The sequence below is a fragment of the Arthrobacter sp. E3 genome (genome assembly GCF_017353415.1).
In the GTDB taxonomy this organism is placed as follows: domain Bacteria; phylum Actinomycetota; class Actinomycetes; order Actinomycetales; family Micrococcaceae; genus Specibacter.
In genome coordinates this window covers 94,942-108,961 of record NZ_JAFMPX010000001.1, presented here as the reverse complement: position 1 = coordinate 108,961, position 14,020 = coordinate 94,942, and the positions used below count along the sequence as shown (strand labels likewise).

12 protein-coding genes are annotated in these 14,020 nt (G+C 62.8%); 7 read left to right on the top strand and 5 right to left on the bottom strand.

All coding sequences use genetic code 11. The features are described 5' to 3' along the window. Positions 1 to 126: 126 nt before the first annotated feature. The 5 genes from JMA46_RS00500 to JMA46_RS00480 are packed head-to-tail and all read left to right on the top strand — an operon-like array spanning position 127 to position 5,794. Positions 127 to 1,290 (top strand): thiamine pyrophosphate-dependent dehydrogenase E1 component subunit alpha, encoded by a 1,164-nt coding sequence (locus tag JMA46_RS00500; protein WP_207343337.1) that lies wholly within the window; start codon positions 127 to 129, stop codon positions 1,288 to 1,290. After that, positions 1,287 to 2,354: a transketolase C-terminal domain-containing protein gene (locus JMA46_RS00495; RefSeq protein WP_207343336.1), complete on the top strand. Its 1,068-nt coding sequence runs from the start codon at positions 1,287 to 1,289 to the stop codon at positions 2,352 to 2,354. Before JMA46_RS00500 ends, JMA46_RS00495 begins: the two co-directional genes overlap by 4 nt. Then, positions 2,351 to 3,694: a dihydrolipoamide acetyltransferase family protein gene (locus JMA46_RS00490; RefSeq protein WP_247646932.1), complete on the top strand. Its 1,344-nt coding sequence runs from the start codon at positions 2,351 to 2,353 to the stop codon at positions 3,692 to 3,694. The genes JMA46_RS00495 and JMA46_RS00490 overlap by 4 nt, the downstream gene beginning before the upstream one ends. Before the next feature lie 46 nt (positions 3,695 to 3,740). Beyond that, a complete protein-coding gene (locus JMA46_RS00485) occupies positions 3,741 to 4,556 on the top strand; it encodes an MBL fold metallo-hydrolase (protein ID WP_207343334.1) in 816 nt (271 codons plus the stop codon). Between the two features lie 41 nt (positions 4,557 to 4,597). Further along, positions 4,598 to 5,794 carry an MFS transporter gene (locus JMA46_RS00480; protein WP_207343333.1) on the top strand — a complete coding sequence of 399 codons (1,197 nt, stop codon included), beginning with the start codon at positions 4,598 to 4,600 and terminating at the stop codon, positions 5,792 to 5,794. A 48-nt stretch (positions 5,795 to 5,842) separates the two neighbouring features. Here the strand turns inward: JMA46_RS00480 and JMA46_RS00475 are convergent, their stop codons facing one another. Continuing rightward, positions 5,843 to 6,745, bottom strand: coding sequence for a phosphatase PAP2 family protein (locus tag JMA46_RS00475; RefSeq protein ID WP_207343332.1), 903 nt, complete (start codon positions 6,743 to 6,745; stop codon positions 5,843 to 5,845). Positions 6,746 to 6,819: 74 nt separating this feature from the next. Between JMA46_RS00475 and JMA46_RS00470 the strand changes: the two genes are divergently transcribed. Beyond that, positions 6,820 to 7,812 carry an o-succinylbenzoate synthase gene (locus JMA46_RS00470; RefSeq protein WP_207343331.1) on the top strand — a complete coding sequence of 331 codons (993 nt, stop codon included), beginning with the start codon at positions 6,820 to 6,822 and terminating at the stop codon, positions 7,810 to 7,812. Positions 7,813 to 7,881: 69 nt separating this feature from the next. Further along, positions 7,882 to 9,603 carry a 2-succinyl-5-enolpyruvyl-6-hydroxy-3-cyclohexene-1-carboxylic-acid synthase gene (menD, locus tag JMA46_RS00465; RefSeq protein WP_207343466.1) on the top strand — a complete coding sequence of 574 codons (1,722 nt, stop codon included), beginning with the start codon at positions 7,882 to 7,884 and terminating at the stop codon, positions 9,601 to 9,603. 135 nt (positions 9,604 to 9,738) lie between these two features. On the opposite strand, the gene JMA46_RS00460 is transcribed toward menD, so the two are convergent. The 4 genes from JMA46_RS00460 to JMA46_RS00445 all read right to left on the bottom strand — a co-directional run bounded on the left by JMA46_RS00460 (position 9,739) and on the right by JMA46_RS00445 (position 13,938). Then, positions 9,739 to 10,542, bottom strand: a complete 804-nt coding sequence (locus tag JMA46_RS00460) for an amino acid ABC transporter ATP-binding protein (protein ID WP_282099499.1) — start codon at positions 10,540 to 10,542, stop codon at positions 9,739 to 9,741. Then, complete coding sequence (locus JMA46_RS00455; RefSeq protein ID WP_210768457.1) at positions 10,539 to 11,513, bottom strand: amino acid ABC transporter permease; 975 nt, start codon at positions 11,511 to 11,513, stop codon at positions 10,539 to 10,541. The genes JMA46_RS00460 and JMA46_RS00455 overlap by 4 nt, the downstream gene beginning before the upstream one ends. Further along, positions 11,510 to 12,433 (bottom strand): ABC transporter substrate-binding protein, encoded by a 924-nt coding sequence (locus JMA46_RS00450; RefSeq protein ID WP_207343330.1) that lies wholly within the window; start codon positions 12,431 to 12,433, stop codon positions 11,510 to 11,512. Before JMA46_RS00450 ends, JMA46_RS00455 begins: the two co-directional genes overlap by 4 nt. A gap of 164 nt (positions 12,434 to 12,597) precedes the next feature. Continuing rightward, a complete protein-coding gene (locus JMA46_RS00445) occupies positions 12,598 to 13,938 on the bottom strand; it encodes an isochorismate synthase (protein ID WP_207343329.1) in 1,341 nt (446 codons plus the stop codon). Positions 13,939 to 14,020 lie beyond the last annotated feature (82 nt).

The window sequence follows — 14,020 nt, the reverse complement described above, 5'->3', positions numbered from 1 at the left end:
GTTATGGCGACGTTCCGCAAGAAAACACATACTGAGGTTAGCGGAACATCTTTGTTGCTGTAAGGAATCGGTGGGCCTGTTTCACTTCTGGCCGTCCTGCCGCCCGTTGGAAGGAATGAGTGTTCAATGACGAACCATCCGGAATTCCTGGACCACCCGGGAAATGCTGCACTGTTGGCCGGGCGCCAGGGCGAGTACCTGCTGCCTTCCGCCGCGCCCGTTCAGCTGATCACCACGGACGGCACTGCCCATACGGTCGGAAAGTACAAGCAAGATTACCCTCTGCCGAACGCCGCAACCCTGCTGGAAGGGTACGGCCAGCTGGTGCTGGGCCGGCGGATCAATGAACAGGCCGGTGCTTTGGTGCGGCAGGGGCGGATGGCGGTGTATCCGTCGTCGTTCGGGCAGGAAGCCTGCCAAGTGGCGGCCTACATGACTTTGCGCCGCAACGACTGGCTGTTCGGCACGTACCGGGACACCGTGGCCGTCATGGGCCGTGGCGTCAAGCCCATGGAGGCCTTTGAATCCCTGCGCGGAGACTGGCACAGCGGCTTCGACCCCTACGAATACAACACGGCCCTGCCCACCACTTCGCTGGCCACGCAGCTGCCGCACGCGGTTGGTGTGGCGCACGCGGCCAAGCTGCGCGGCGAGGACACCGTGGTGCTGGCGCTGTGCGGCGACGGTGCCACAAGCGAGGGCGACTTCCACGTTGCGTTGAACTTCGCTGCAGTGTTCCATGTGCCGGTCGTCTTCCTGATCCAAAACAACCAATACGCCATCTCGGTTCCCCTCATCCACCAGTCCGTGGCACCGTCGCTGGCACACAAGGCGATTGGCTACGGCATGCCGGGGGAGCGCGTGGACGGCAACGACCTGGCCGCGCTGCTCGCGGTGGTGGGCAGTGCCGTGGAGCGGGCGCGCAACGGCGGCGGCCCCGCGCTCATCGAGGCGCACACGTACCGGATGGAATCACACACCAACGCCGACGACGCCACGCGCTACCGCTCCTCGGAGGAAGTGGCGCAATGGCTACCCAAGGACCCCCTGCTGCGCCTGAAGAAATACCTGCACGACGCCGGACACCTGGGTTCCGCCGATGCCGAACGTTTCGCCGATGCTGCCGATGCCGTGGCCAAGACACTCCGCGACGGGATGAACACGAAGAGCAATCCTGATCCGCTGGACATGTTCAGATACGTTTACAGCAAGCCCACCTCCCAGCTACGCGAACAAAGCAATATGTTGGCCGCCGAACTTGCCGCGGCGCAGCAAGGAGGGGCGTCATGACTGTCACGGCGGTGAACCAAGCCGAGCTGGCCGGAGTCCAGCAGCTGACCTTCGCCAAGGCACTCACTCTGGCTCTGAACGATGCCATGGTCGCCGATGCCTCGGTGATTGTCTTTGGCGAAGATGTGGGAACGCTCGGCGGGGTGTTCCGCGTGACGGACGGACTGCGTGCAAGGTTCGGCGAGGAACGCTGCTTTGACACGCCGCTGGCCGAATCAGGCATTGTAGGCATGGCCACCGGCATGGCGATTAACGGCATGCGCCCGGTGGTGGAGTTGCAGTTCGATGCCTTCGCCTTCCCGGGGTTCGAACAAATCGTCAGCCACGTGGCCAAGATGGGCAACCGCACGCGGGGAAACATCCGTCTGCCACTGGTCATCCGCATCCCCTACGCAGGAGGCATTGGCGGGGTGGAGCACCACTGCGATTCCTCGGAAGGCTACTACGTCCACACTCCGGGACTGACGGTCCTCACGCCGTCGAGTGTTGAAGACGCCTACATACTGCTCCGCGACGCCATAGCCAGCCCAGACCCGGTGGTGTTCATGGAACCGAAGAAACTGTACTTCTCCAAAGGCACAGTGGACCTCGACGCACTGCGCGCCAGGTACACCCCTGCTTCGGAGCGCGGCGGAGCCACCACCGCACCGTCCAGCATTGGGCACGCTGCCGTCATCCGTGAAGGTACCGATGCAACTCTCATCGCCTATGGCCCGTCCGTGGCGCCCGCGCTCGCAGCCGCAGAAACTGCCGCCACCGAGGGCCGGTCACTGCAGGTTCTCGATGTCAGGTCCCTTGTCCCGTTCGACGACGACACCATTTGTGCCGCCGTCAGATCCACCGGGCGGGTGGTGGTCATTGCGGAGGCGCCGGGATTCGCTTCGATGGCCTCCGAGATTGCCGCGCGCATCCAGGAACGCTGCTTCCACTCGCTGGCCGCACCGGTGCTGCGGGTGACGGGGTTCGACATTCCCTACCCAGCCCCGAAGCTGGAACAGCACTATTTGCCGGGCGTCGACAGGATTCTGGATGCCGTGGACAAACTTCAATGGGAGGAATCATGAACAGCCAGGGGCAGGTACAGGCAAACGGACAGGTCTTCCTTTTGCCGGATCTGGGCGAGGGGCTGGTGGAAGCCGAGCTCGTCTCCTGGCTGGTTGCCGTTGGGGACACCGTGCACATTGACCAGCCCATCGCTGAAGTTGAAACGGCCAAATCCGTGGTGGAGGTGCCTTCGCCCTATGAAGGCACGGTGACCATCTTGCACGGTGCCGAGGGAGACTCCCTGGAAGTTGGCAAGCCGCTGATCACCATCGCCACCGCTGGGACGGGGGAGTCGGCGGAGCCTGCGGAGACCGGGGAGCTTGCGGACCAGCCGGCGTCTGAGTCGGCCGCTGAGTCGGCGCCGAATCCGGAGTCAGGCGGGTCCGGAAATGTGCTGGTCGGTTACGGGTCTACAGAACCCTCGGGGCCGGGGCGCAGCCGGCCATCCGTGCGGCAAGCGCCCCTGGTGGTCTCGCCGCTGGTGCGCAAGCTCGCCCAGGACCACGGCATCGCGCTGTCGGAAATCCACGGATCGGGCAGCGACGGACTGATTCTGCGCTCCGACGTTGAAGCTGTCGTGGGCTCGGAACCAGCCGCGGGCTCGGAAACAGATCGGGAGCAGGCGGGGGAGATGTCCGGCGTCGTCGATCAACGCACGGGACTGACCGTGGTGGGTCGGAGGCCGCTGACGGGCCTGAAGAAGGCGGCAGCAGCGGCGCTGGTGCGCAGCCGGAGGGAGATTCCCGACGCCACCGTCTGGGTGGACGTGGACGCGACGCTCCTGGTGGAACTGCGTCGGGGGATGAAGGCGAAGGGTGTGGCGCCGAGCCTGCTTGCCTTCATTGCGCGGTTCGCGGTCGCGGGCCTGGGTCGGTTCCCGGAACTGAACATGCAGCTGGTGAGCGGTGACGGGCAGGACTCGCTGGTGGAATTTGCCGGCATCAACCTGGGCTTTGCCACGCAGACCGAGCGCGGACTGGTGGTGCCGGTGCTCCGCAATGTGCAGGGACGAACTGCCAGGGAGTTGGGCGAGGCCATCGGCGCGCTCACCGAACGCGCGCTGGGTGCACATTCCGGCCCTGCGGAATTGTCGGGGGGCACGTTCACCATCAACAACTACGGTGTGTTGGGCGTGGACGGCTCGGCCGCCATCATCAACTCTCCGGAAGCGGCGATGCTGGGGCTGGGGCGGATCATGGACAAGCCATGGGTGGTGGACGGGGCGCTGTGCGTGCGCAAAATGACGGAGCTGACGCTCGCGTTCGACCACCGTGTTTGCGACGGAGCCGTCGCTGCCGGGTTCCTGCGCTTCGTGGCCGATGCCATGGAAAATCCGGCGGGTGTGCTGGCCGAACTCTAGGCTAGCGGCACGGGGACAACGAGGACGTGCGGATTCGAAAGGACTCATGGTGGGGCAAGACCTTGACGATTGGCAGGCGTTGGGCGGGGGAAGTTTCGTGCTGCGCAGCAGTGCGGCCCGGGCACTGGTGAACATTGGGCTCGTGGTGGGATCCGAACGGGCGCTTGTGATCGATACCGGCTGCGGGCCCCGCCACGGCGCCGAGATCCTGGCGGCGGTGCGCGCCGTGACAGCCCTGCCGCTGGTGGTGGTCAACACGCATGCGCACTGGGACCATTTCTTTGGCAACGCGGTCTTCCGGCAGGACGGTGTGAATCCGTCAGAGGCCCAGCACGATGGTGAGAGGCACCGCGGCGGTCCGGACTTTTGGGCGCACGCGGCCGCAGCGCGGACGATGGCTGAGACAGGGGAGTCGCAACGGGTGTTTGTGGGCGGGCCGGAACCTGAAATGGCTGCCGGGGTTGGGGTGGGAACGGAGATTGTGGTGCCATCCCTCTTGGTGGGCGAAAGGCCAGGCGCGGATGGGCGCGTCGAGACGTCCGTAGAACTGGATCTTGGCGGGATCGTCGTGGATTTGTTCACGCTTGGGCGGGGGCATACCGACGGCGATCTCATGGTGGGCGCACCCGGCGTTCTTTTCGCCGGAGACGTATTGGAGGAAGGTGCGCCGCCGTCCTTTGACGATTCCTACCCTGCAGAATGGGTTGCTGTATTGCGGCGCCTGGCAGGCATGAGCGGAAAATACCCCGTCATGATTCCCGGTCACGGACGGCCCGTTGACGCCACGTTTGCCGCAGCGATGGCGGACATTATGGAGACAGGTGGCCCGGGCAAAACAGGTGGGCTCGTGCCGGCAGGCTGAGTGACGGCAGCCCGGAGAACTGCGGGCGTAGTGTTGAGACGGTGAGCAAGAACTCGAAGCCAGGCGAATTCAGCCTGTGGTCCATAGCCGTTCCGGCGTTTGGACCATCCTTGCTGTTTGGGGTTGGCGAAGGTGCCATCCTGCCAATCATTCCGCTGAGCGCTCGCGACATGGGATCCTCCTTGGCCGGTGCCGCGCTGGTGGTGGCTTTGATCGGCATCGGATCGCTGGTCAGCAACATTCCGGCGTCGATCATCACAGCCAAATTTGGTGAACGCCGGGGCATGATGGGTGCAGCAGGACTGAGCCTCGTGGCCCTGTTGATGTGCGTGTTCTCCACGAATCTGTGGCAATTCGGTACCGGTGTGTTTTTGATCGGCGCAGCAGCCGCCGTGTTCAACCTAGCCCGCCAAAGCTACCTGACAGAGGCCGTTCCCGCGTTCCTGCGGGCCCGGGCCATGTCCACGCTGGGAGGCGTGGGGCGGATCGGACTCTTCGCCGGACCTTTCATTGGTGCGTTCGTGATCCACCTGGTGGGCCTGACAGGTGCCTATTGGGTGGCAGCCGTGGCCATAGCCGCAGCCGGAACATTGGCCGGATGGCTGCCAGATCTGGTCAGCGACACCTCCGGTCCCGTCAAGGGCCCTGCCCCGACCATTCGTTCCCTGGTCATGGCACACCGCAGAGTGTTTCTGACGGTTGGCGTCGGGATATTGCTGGTCAGCGCAGTACGGTCCTCACGGCAGGTGGTGGTGCCGCTCTGGGCCGACAACCTGGGCCTGAGCCCGGCAGCGACGTCGCTGATTTATGGACTCTCAGGGGCCATTGACATGCTCATTTTCTACCCGTCCGGCAGGATCATGGACAAGCAGGGCCGCAGGGCCGTGGCCGTGCCCTCCATGGTCCTCATGGGGATCGCACTGCTGCTCATTCCGCTGACAACCGGGGCGGCGACGTTGCTGCTGGCCGCCCTGCTCATTGGCTTTGGTAACGGAATCAGCTCGGGGCTCATCATGACGTTGGGTGCTGACTATGCCCCTCGCCGCGGCCGGGCCCAGTTCCTGGGCATCTGGCGCTTCTTCTCGGATATCGGAGGTTCGGGTGGTCCTGCCATTTTGGCTGGGCTGACAGCCGTGGTCACCCTGTCATTTGGCATTGCTGCTACAGGGTTCCTCGGCTTGGCAGCAGCCGCCGTGCTGGGCTACTGGATCCCGCGCAACAAGGTCACAGTGCAATGAGTGCATTGAAGGCAACGGTCCCGAGGAGGACTCAGGCAAGTCAACAGACTAACGTGAGGAGCGCCGTCGTACGGGCAGGGTCAGAAGCAGCGTGCCGGCAATGGTCAGCCCGTACCCGGCCACCACGATCTGGGCAACCCCCACCAGGAAGTAGCTGACGCTGCTGGCGCCTCCATTGGCTGAAACATGGCGCAGGACCAAGGTGGCGGCAGCTCCGGCCAGCAGTACGGCAACCACAGCCAGAGCGGTCCAACCCCGCGAGGACGCCCAATGTTGTTTGGAGCCCAGCCACACATTCCACCCCGGGCCGGAACGCAGCACGAGCAGACCGGCAAGCACGCTCCAAAACGCGACGACGAAGAATGCCGCCACGACGTCGGCCGGGCGGTGCCACTGGTTGATCAGCGTCGAAATCCCGGCAATGATGGCGTAGCTTCCACCCATGAAAGCCGCAGCGGGGCGCCAGCGCGGGGAAACCACCAGGAACACGGCGGCCGCCGCACTGGCAGCGAGCGTGCTGTGCCCCGACGGCAGCGAGTTCAGCGCCAGCGTGTTGATGCCAAGAGCGGGCCTGTCCGGCAGCCCAACTTTGATGACCTGTGTGGTGAGGTTAGCGGCAGCCATGGCGATAAGCGCGATTCCAGCCGCCTTCCACCGCCTCCGGGCAAGGGTCACGAACAGCACCACCACGGCGGCAATGACCACTGAGGTCACTGGCAGAAGATCGAGCACCTGCGCGATCTGGACACCGATCCGCCGGCGGACCACGGCCGCCTCGACCAGAGCTGACTCGTCAATGAACTGGCCAGTGGTGGTTTCAATGAAGAAACGGTAGCTCAGCAGCAATCCGGCCAGGGCGATGAGTGCCGCGCCCAGAAATGGCCAAGCGGCGACGCGCGCGGCAGTGCGGCCGCGGGGCCCGGTTCGGTGATGTGGGGAACTATTTTTCATCGCCTATAGGTTCCCACAGATTCATGGGAGCTTGCTGACGCTCGGGCAATATGGGTTGGGGCTACAGTGAAGGCATGTTTTCACTTCCCTCCCTGGAGCAGCTTGTTGCCGCCGCCCACGTTGTCGCCCTGCCCATGCGGGTAAAGTTCCGGGGCGTGTTGGTCCGTGAAGTCATGATCCTCGAAGGTCCTGCCGGTTGGTGCGAGTTTGGCCCGTTTCTGGAGTACGACGACGAGGAATCCTCCCGCTGGCTGGCCTCGGCCTTGGAGGCTGGCTGGCTGGGGTACCCCGAGCCGGTGCGCAGCCGGGTTTTGGTGAACGCGACGGTTCCTGCCGTGTCCGCCGAGCAGGTTCCAGCCGTGTTGGCTTCCTTTGATGGTCTGGCCACCGTCAAGGTGAAGGTGGCCGAGGCCGGGCAGTCGATGGCTGATGATGCGGCACGGGTTGGGGCTGTGCGACATTTGCTGCCTGATGCGAAAATCCGGGTGGATGCCAACGGTGGTTGGAGTGTTGAGCAGGCCATCGCCGCTCTGCGCATGTTGAACGTATTTGGCCTTGAATATGCCGAGCAGCCTGTGGCCGGCATTGCTGAAATGGCGGCCGTGCGGCGTACGCTGAACGGCTCGGTGCTCATTGCTGCCGATGAGAGTGTCCGCAAAGCCAGCGACCCGCTGGCGGTGGCCCGTGCCGGAGCGGCCGACCTGTTGGTCATCAAGGCAGCGCCGCTGGGAGGGGTCCGTCGTGCACTGGAGATCGTGGCAGAAGCCGGGCTGCCTGCGGTGGTCAGCTCCGCGCTGGATTCCTCCGTGGGGATCAGCACGGGATTGGCACTGGCCGCAGCGCTGCCGGAACTGCCGTACGCGTGCGGTTTGGGCACGGTGTCCCTCATGGCAGGAGACGTGACAACACCGAGCCTGGTCGCCCTCAATGGCGGCATGCACGTGCGTGAGGTGGTGGCAGATCCGGACCTTCTGGCCCACTTTGCCGCTCCGGCGCAACGGCGTGACTGGTGGCTGGAGCGCCTGCGCCGCTGCCACGCCTTGCTTCGCCAACCATCCGAATGGTGAGAGCCCATACCCGCTCAACCATTACCTGCGCCGGATGGCTAGAGTAGTGGCGTGACTTTACTAAGCTCGATGGATGCTGCCCGCTATGTTGTGGATGCCTTGGAACGGGCAGGGGTTGGCCATGTGGTGGTGGCGCCCGGCTCCCGTAGCGCCCCTTTGGTGTACGCCCTCGCGGAGGCCGAAGCAGACGGCAGACTCAGCGTGCATGTACGTATTGACGAACGTGTTGCCGGATTTACGGCGCTGGGGCTCGCATTGGGTTCCAATTCCCCCGTTGCAGTGCTGACAACTTCCGGAACTGCTGTGGGGAACCTGATGCCCGCCGTGATGGAAGCCAATCATGCCGGCATACCCTTGATCGTCTTGTCCGCAGACCGCCCCGAGGAGTTGCGCGGCACCGGGGCAAACCAAACAACGCAGCAACTCGATCTTTTTGGCGAGCACGTGCGCTTTGCCACCGACGTGCCCGCCGGCACCGATCCCACAAGCGCCATCTCCACCGCAATGAGCGCCGCCCGAGGACGGCTCGAAGGTATCCCAGCCGGACCCGCACAAGTCAATCTGGCCTTCCGCGACCCGCTGACACCTGCCCTTGACGGTTCAGAATGGGAGCGCCTGCTGCCGGTGGTTGAAGGCTCGGTGGTTGAGGACTCGGCGGTTGAGCCTATCGAAACCACTGGATCTCGCTCCCCAACCGCTCCGCAAGCTCGACCAGCGCAGGCGCTGCCTTCCTCGAGTCACCGGACTGTTGTTGTGGCGGGGCACGGTGCCGGACCCGAGGCTGAGTACTTTGCCCGGCTCCTGGGCCTGCCACTGCTGGCCGAGCCATCTTCCAACGCCCGCTTCGGCCCGAACGCAGTAGGCCCCTACCGATTGCTGCTGGAGCAGTTCGGCCCGGACAGCGCACAGCCTATCCAGCGGGCGGTGCTCTTTGGCCGCCCCACCCTGTCGCGGCAGATCAGTGCACTGTTGGCGGATACGTCCTTGGAACGTGCCCTATTCCTTCCCACCCCGGTCCCGTGGTTTGAAGCAGGCCGCCGCACTGAATTGATCCTGACACAGTGGGATCAGCTGATGGGCTTTGCCGGTCGCGGGCCCGAAGGCTGGCTGCAGGCTTGGCAGGGAGCATCCGCCAAGGCAGAAGTTGCACTGGACACGGCACTGGACCCGGGACTCAGTGGCGGGGTGCTGACTGGTCCCCGAGTGGCGCGTGCCCTGTGGGCCAGGGCGCAGCAGGATCCGGGGAGCAATCTCATGCTGGGTTCTTCAAACCCGGTCCGCGACGTCGACCTCGCTGGCAGGCCCACAGCTGAGAATCGGGTGGACGTCTACGCGAACCGCGGACTGTCCGGCATTGACGGCACCGTTTCCACAGCGAGCGGACTGGCATTGGCCACGAACAGGCCAACGCGTTTGCTGCTCGGCGATGTGACGTTCCTACATGATTCCGGTGCACTCGCCACCGGCCCTGCCGAACAGCCGGTACAGTTGCAAATCGTCGTACTCAACGACGCAGGCGGGGGGATTTTCTCAGTGCTGGAACATGGCAGGTTGGCGCAGGCACCCAACTACGCCTCCGCCGTCGAACGCTTCTTTGGCACTCCACATACGGTGCAGCTCGCTGCGCTCGCCACAGCCTACGGGTGGGAGCACACGCTGGTGAACACCGCTGCGGAACTGGATGCCGCGCTCGCCGCGCCGGTCCATGGCCGGCACATCATTGAGGTGGCGGCAAGCCGGGCAGGCCTGCGGGAACTGCATGCGCGGATTAGCAAGGCGCTGGCGGTCTAGGACGATTGGGAATCTTGCCAAAAATTGGCGGCGGGGCAGATTAGCCCGCAGGCGACGTCAGGGAGGCCGAGGCCGCCCGCGGCCGATTGGCCGGAAAGTCGCTGAGGATATTATCTGCCCCGCCGTCTAGCCGCGCTACAGCACGCGGCTGAGGAACTCCTGCGTCCTGTGGTGCTGCGGGTTGGCGATGATCTCGCGCGGATTGCCGCTTTCCACCACTTGGCCGGCGTCCATGAACGTCAGCGTGTCACCCACTTCGCGGGCAAAACCGATCTCGTGGGTTACCACAATCATGGTCATGCCCGATTTGGCAAGGTTTTTCATGACTTCCAAAACGTCACCCACCAGCTCGGGGTCCAAGGCCGAGGTGGGCTCATCAAAGAGCATGAGCTCTGGCTCCATGGCCAAGGCCCGGGCAATGGCAACGCGTTGCTGTTGCCCACCGGAAAGCTGCGCCGGGTAGTAGTTCGCGCGGTCGGACAAACCAACCATTTCCAGCAGTTCGTGTGCCTTCAATTTGGCGGCCGTCTTGGACTGGTGCTTAACCTGCGTGGGCGCCTCGATGACGTTCTGCAGGGCAGTCTTGTGTGGGAACAGGTTGAAGCGTTGGAATACCATGCCGATCTCCCGGCGCTGGTTGGCAATTTGCTTGCTACTCAGGTCGTGGAGGCGCCCGTTGCGTTCACGGTAGCCAATGAGTGCATCGTGAACGTAGATCCGCCCGGCGCTGATGGTTTCCAGCAGGTTGATGCAGCGCAGCAGCGTCGACTTGCCCGAACCGGATGGGCCGATGATGACGGAGACTTCGCCGGGGTTGACCTGGAGGTCTATGCCCTGCAGGACATGGTGGTCGCCGAAGAATTTGTGCACGTTCTCAATCGACACCAACGGCTTGACAGCAGCGCCTTGCTTTTGGGGAGTTGCCGAAGTTTCTGTCATGGCTGCTGGCCTTTCACGGTCCCGCTGGAATTGGGTGTGCCCCCGGCATGCGCGGCCGCAGCTGCGGCGGTTGCCTTGACGGGTTTGTGCGTGATGTTGTCAACGCCCTTGCCGTAGTACCGCTCGATGTAAAACTGCCCCACCATCAACAATGACGTGATCACCAGGTACCAGATGGCGGCCACTATCAGCAGGGGGATGGGCAGGTACGTGCGGTTGGCAATGGTGTTCGTGACGAACGTCAGGTCCAGAGTGAACGGGATGGCCAAAACCAGTGAGGTTGTTTTGAGCATGCCAATGGTTTCGTTGCCGGTTGGCGGGACAATGACCCTCATGGCCTGAGGAAGGACGATGCGCCACATGATCTTGGAGCGGCGCATGCCCAGTGCTTCCGCAGCTTCCATCTGACCGCTGTCGACGGACTTCAAGCCGGCGCGGAAGATTTCAGCCAAGTATGCCGACTCGTTCAGGCCCAGGCCAACAATGGCACCCACCAGCGCAGTGATGATGGTTTGGGTGTCGAAGGAGAGCCATTCGGGCCCGAACGGAACGCCAAGGACGATCTTTGGATACAGCACGGAGACAAGTCCCCAAAAGACCAATTGCGTATAGACAGGCGTGCCGCGGAAAAACCAGACCCATGCCCAGGAAACGTACCTGAATAGCGGATTCTCGGATTGACGCATGAAGGCCAACAAGATTGCCAACACAATCGCAATGATCATGGACGCAACTGTCAAGAGCAGCGTCCAGCCGATGCTCTGCAACACCAAGATGTCAAAGAGGTACTTGCCGACCGTCTCCCAGCGGAAGTTCTTATTGGTGACAAGGCTCTGGATGATCAAGGCCACGACGAGCAGTATGACTGCGGCACCAATCCAGCGACCTGGATGACGAACAGGAATTGCCTTGATTAGGTCAAGGCCGCCATCCGTGCCGGCTTGCGCCTCGCGCACGGTGCGGTCACTCAATTGCTTGCCGTCGGATTCAGCACAGCCTTGGTGATTGCACCTTCATCGTTGTTCCAGTCCTTGAGAATTTGGGTGTAGACGCCGTCAGCCATGAGCTTGTTCAAGACTTTTTCAATGACCCCCGCAAAGACGGTGTCATCCTTCGCGATGGCGATGCCCTGCTGAGCCGCGTCATACACGTCGCCCAGCGTCTCCAGCGAGTCGCCGGTCTTCTGCAGGGCATTCTTAATGATGGGCGAGTCGGCGCTCATCGCATCGATGCTGCCGCTGACAAGGCGTGTGGTCACATCAGTCTGGTTCTTAAGCGAGATAACTTCAATGGCAGGTTTGCCAGCGGCTACGCAGGCTTTGGAACGATCGGAAACATCAGGGTCTTCTTCAACTGTTCCGGTCTGGACGCCCACCTTCTTGCCACAGAGGTCGTCCAGGGAGATGCCCTTGGGGTTGCCCTTCTGGACGGCCCAGAGAACACCAGCATTGAAGTAGCTGACAAAGTTCACGGCCTTTGAGCGTTCGGGGTTGATGGTGAACGAGGAGATGCCCAAGTCGTACTTGGAACCCAGGCTCGGCAGGATCGTGGAGAATTCGGACGTGTGCACGTCCACTTTCTTACCCAGGACGGCGCCAATGGCCTTGGCAAGGTCAACGTCGTAGCCAATGGGAGTCTGGCCGTCTGCCGCCAGGAACTCAGCCGGTTCATAGGATGTGTCAGAACCAACGTCCAAGGTGGCCTTGTCTTTGAGTGCACCCGGCAGCATGGCAATCAGCGCATCGTCCTTGGCAACGGTGGAAGGATCAAAGGTGGCGCTGCCGCTGCTGCTGTTGGGGGTCACCTCGGCGTTGTTACACCCGGTCAGTGCCATGGCTGAAACAGCGAGGACAGCTGCAAACTGCAGCCCCATTTTAGTTGGATTACGCATTTTTACCCTTTGTTTCGTTGTGAGATGCGAGCAATGGAAAATAGTCTATCCTGCAGTGATGTGCATCACGGTAAACAATATTTTGCTATTGAACAACTTTATTGGGTCTTAGGCAAGACTCCGCAAAAGACTGTTGTCTGGAATTCCAGACGGGATGAATGGTCTTACGGGTGGGTATGCAGGTTGAATGCCTGCAGCATGGGGCGAAACTTTGCCCACGTCTCGGCCAGTTCCGCCTCAGGATCAGAAGCCTCAACAATGCCGGCACCCGCATATAGGCGCGCATGGCGGGAGTCTTCCAGGACGGCACCGCGCAACGCGATGCCCCATTCCCCATTGCCGGCCCCATCCATCCAGCCAACTGGCCCGGCATAGGGGCCGCGGTCCATCTTTTCCAACTGCAGGATGAGCCGTCCGGCGTCATCACGGGGGGTCCCGCAGACTGCAGCCGTGGGATGCAAGGCCTCAACCAAGGCCAGAGAGCTGGGAAGATGCCCGTTGGAGCTGGCCAGCTCAGCCGTGACATCAGAGGCCAGATGCCACACGTTGGGCAGCTCGAGAATAAACGGTTCGGAGGGGAATGAGAGATCGGAAGCGAAAGGGGTCAATTGGCGAACCAGCGAGCGCACGGCAAAGTCGTGCTCTTGGCGCTGCTTGATCGACCCGCCCAGAACAGTGCTGGCAAAGCCCGTGGAGCCGGCTGGTTCATCCTCACGATCAAGGGTTCCAGCCAACACGCGGGCCTGGGCCGTGGAGCCGTCCACCTTGATCAAAATCTCAGGAGTGGCGCCAACCAAGCCGCGCACTCCGTAGGTCCAACACTCCGAATAAAGATCGAGCAATCGTTGCAGAATTGAAACTCTGCGTACCGGATCATCGAACGTGGCCACCACATCGCGGGCCAAAACGACCTTTTCCAAGCCTCCGCGAGCTATCGCAGCCACTCCGGCAGACACTGTGTCCTTCCACTGCGCCTCGGTGAGCGCCCCGGACTGGACGGTGCCTGCGGAGGCGGGGCCCGGCGTCGTGCTCGCTGCGGAGCCGGCCAGCTCTGCGCGCAGGAGGGCCAAGGCGGAATCGGCGGTGGGGGCGGCGCCGTCAAGGGTCAGCTGGGTGAGCCATGCAGTGCCGCCGAAGAAGCCGACCACGAGCTCGGGCACAATCAGCACGGATTTAAATGAGCTCGTCTTGGAGAAGGCAAAGGAGCCAAAAGCCATGGGCCCGGTGCCCGGCATGCGTATGGAGTCGTTGACGTCAGCCCAGAGCAGCAGCTTCCGCCACCACCGTTCTGCGTCAGAAAAGCGGCTGGGGCCGATACCTTTGAAAATCGCGATCTCGCCGAGGCCCACAAGTCCTTCACCCCGACGCAGCCAACACAGCGGATCATCGGTGGACAGTGCGCCCAACAAGCTGTCGGCGGAGGACACGTTGAGGCCTGAGAGTATGGCCGGATCCAGGGCCATGGTCAGGGTGCGCAGCGAATGGGTGCCCAAGGAAGCAGTCATGATGAGTCAAGATTACTCGCCCGGGCGCCAAAGTCCGGCCCCAGCGCGGTGTGATGGCCCACAAGTGGGGTGCAAGCGCGCG

Bases quoted from the DNA above. Each gene is read 5' to 3' on its own strand.
- JMA46_RS00475 (WP_207343332.1), bottom strand. From the start codon at position 6,745: ATGAAAAATAGTTCCCCACATCACCGAACCGGGCCCCGCGGCCGCACT.
- JMA46_RS00495 (WP_207343336.1), top strand. From the start codon at position 1,287: ATGACTGTCACGGCGGTGAACCAAGCCGAGCTGGCCGGAGTCCAGCAG.
- menD (WP_207343466.1), top strand. From the start codon at position 7,882: ATGGATGCTGCCCGCTATGTTGTGGATGCCTTGGAACGGGCAGGGGTT.
- JMA46_RS00500 (WP_207343337.1), top strand. From the start codon at position 127: ATGACGAACCATCCGGAATTCCTGGACCACCCGGGAAATGCTGCACTG.
- JMA46_RS00450 (WP_207343330.1), bottom strand. From the start codon at position 12,433: ATGCGTAATCCAACTAAAATGGGGCTGCAGTTTGCAGCTGTCCTCGCT.
- JMA46_RS00460 (WP_282099499.1), bottom strand. From the start codon at position 10,542: ATGACAGAAACTTCGGCAACTCCCCAAAAGCAAGGCGCTGCTGTCAAG.
- JMA46_RS00470 (WP_207343331.1), top strand. From the start codon at position 6,820: ATGTTTTCACTTCCCTCCCTGGAGCAGCTTGTTGCCGCCGCCCACGTT.
- JMA46_RS00445 (WP_207343329.1), bottom strand. From the start codon at position 13,938: ATGACTGCTTCCTTGGGCACCCATTCGCTGCGCACCCTGACCATGGCC.
- JMA46_RS00485 (WP_207343334.1), top strand. From the start codon at position 3,741: ATGGTGGGGCAAGACCTTGACGATTGGCAGGCGTTGGGCGGGGGAAGT.
- JMA46_RS00490 (WP_247646932.1), top strand. From the start codon at position 2,351: ATGAACAGCCAGGGGCAGGTACAGGCAAACGGACAGGTCTTCCTTTTG.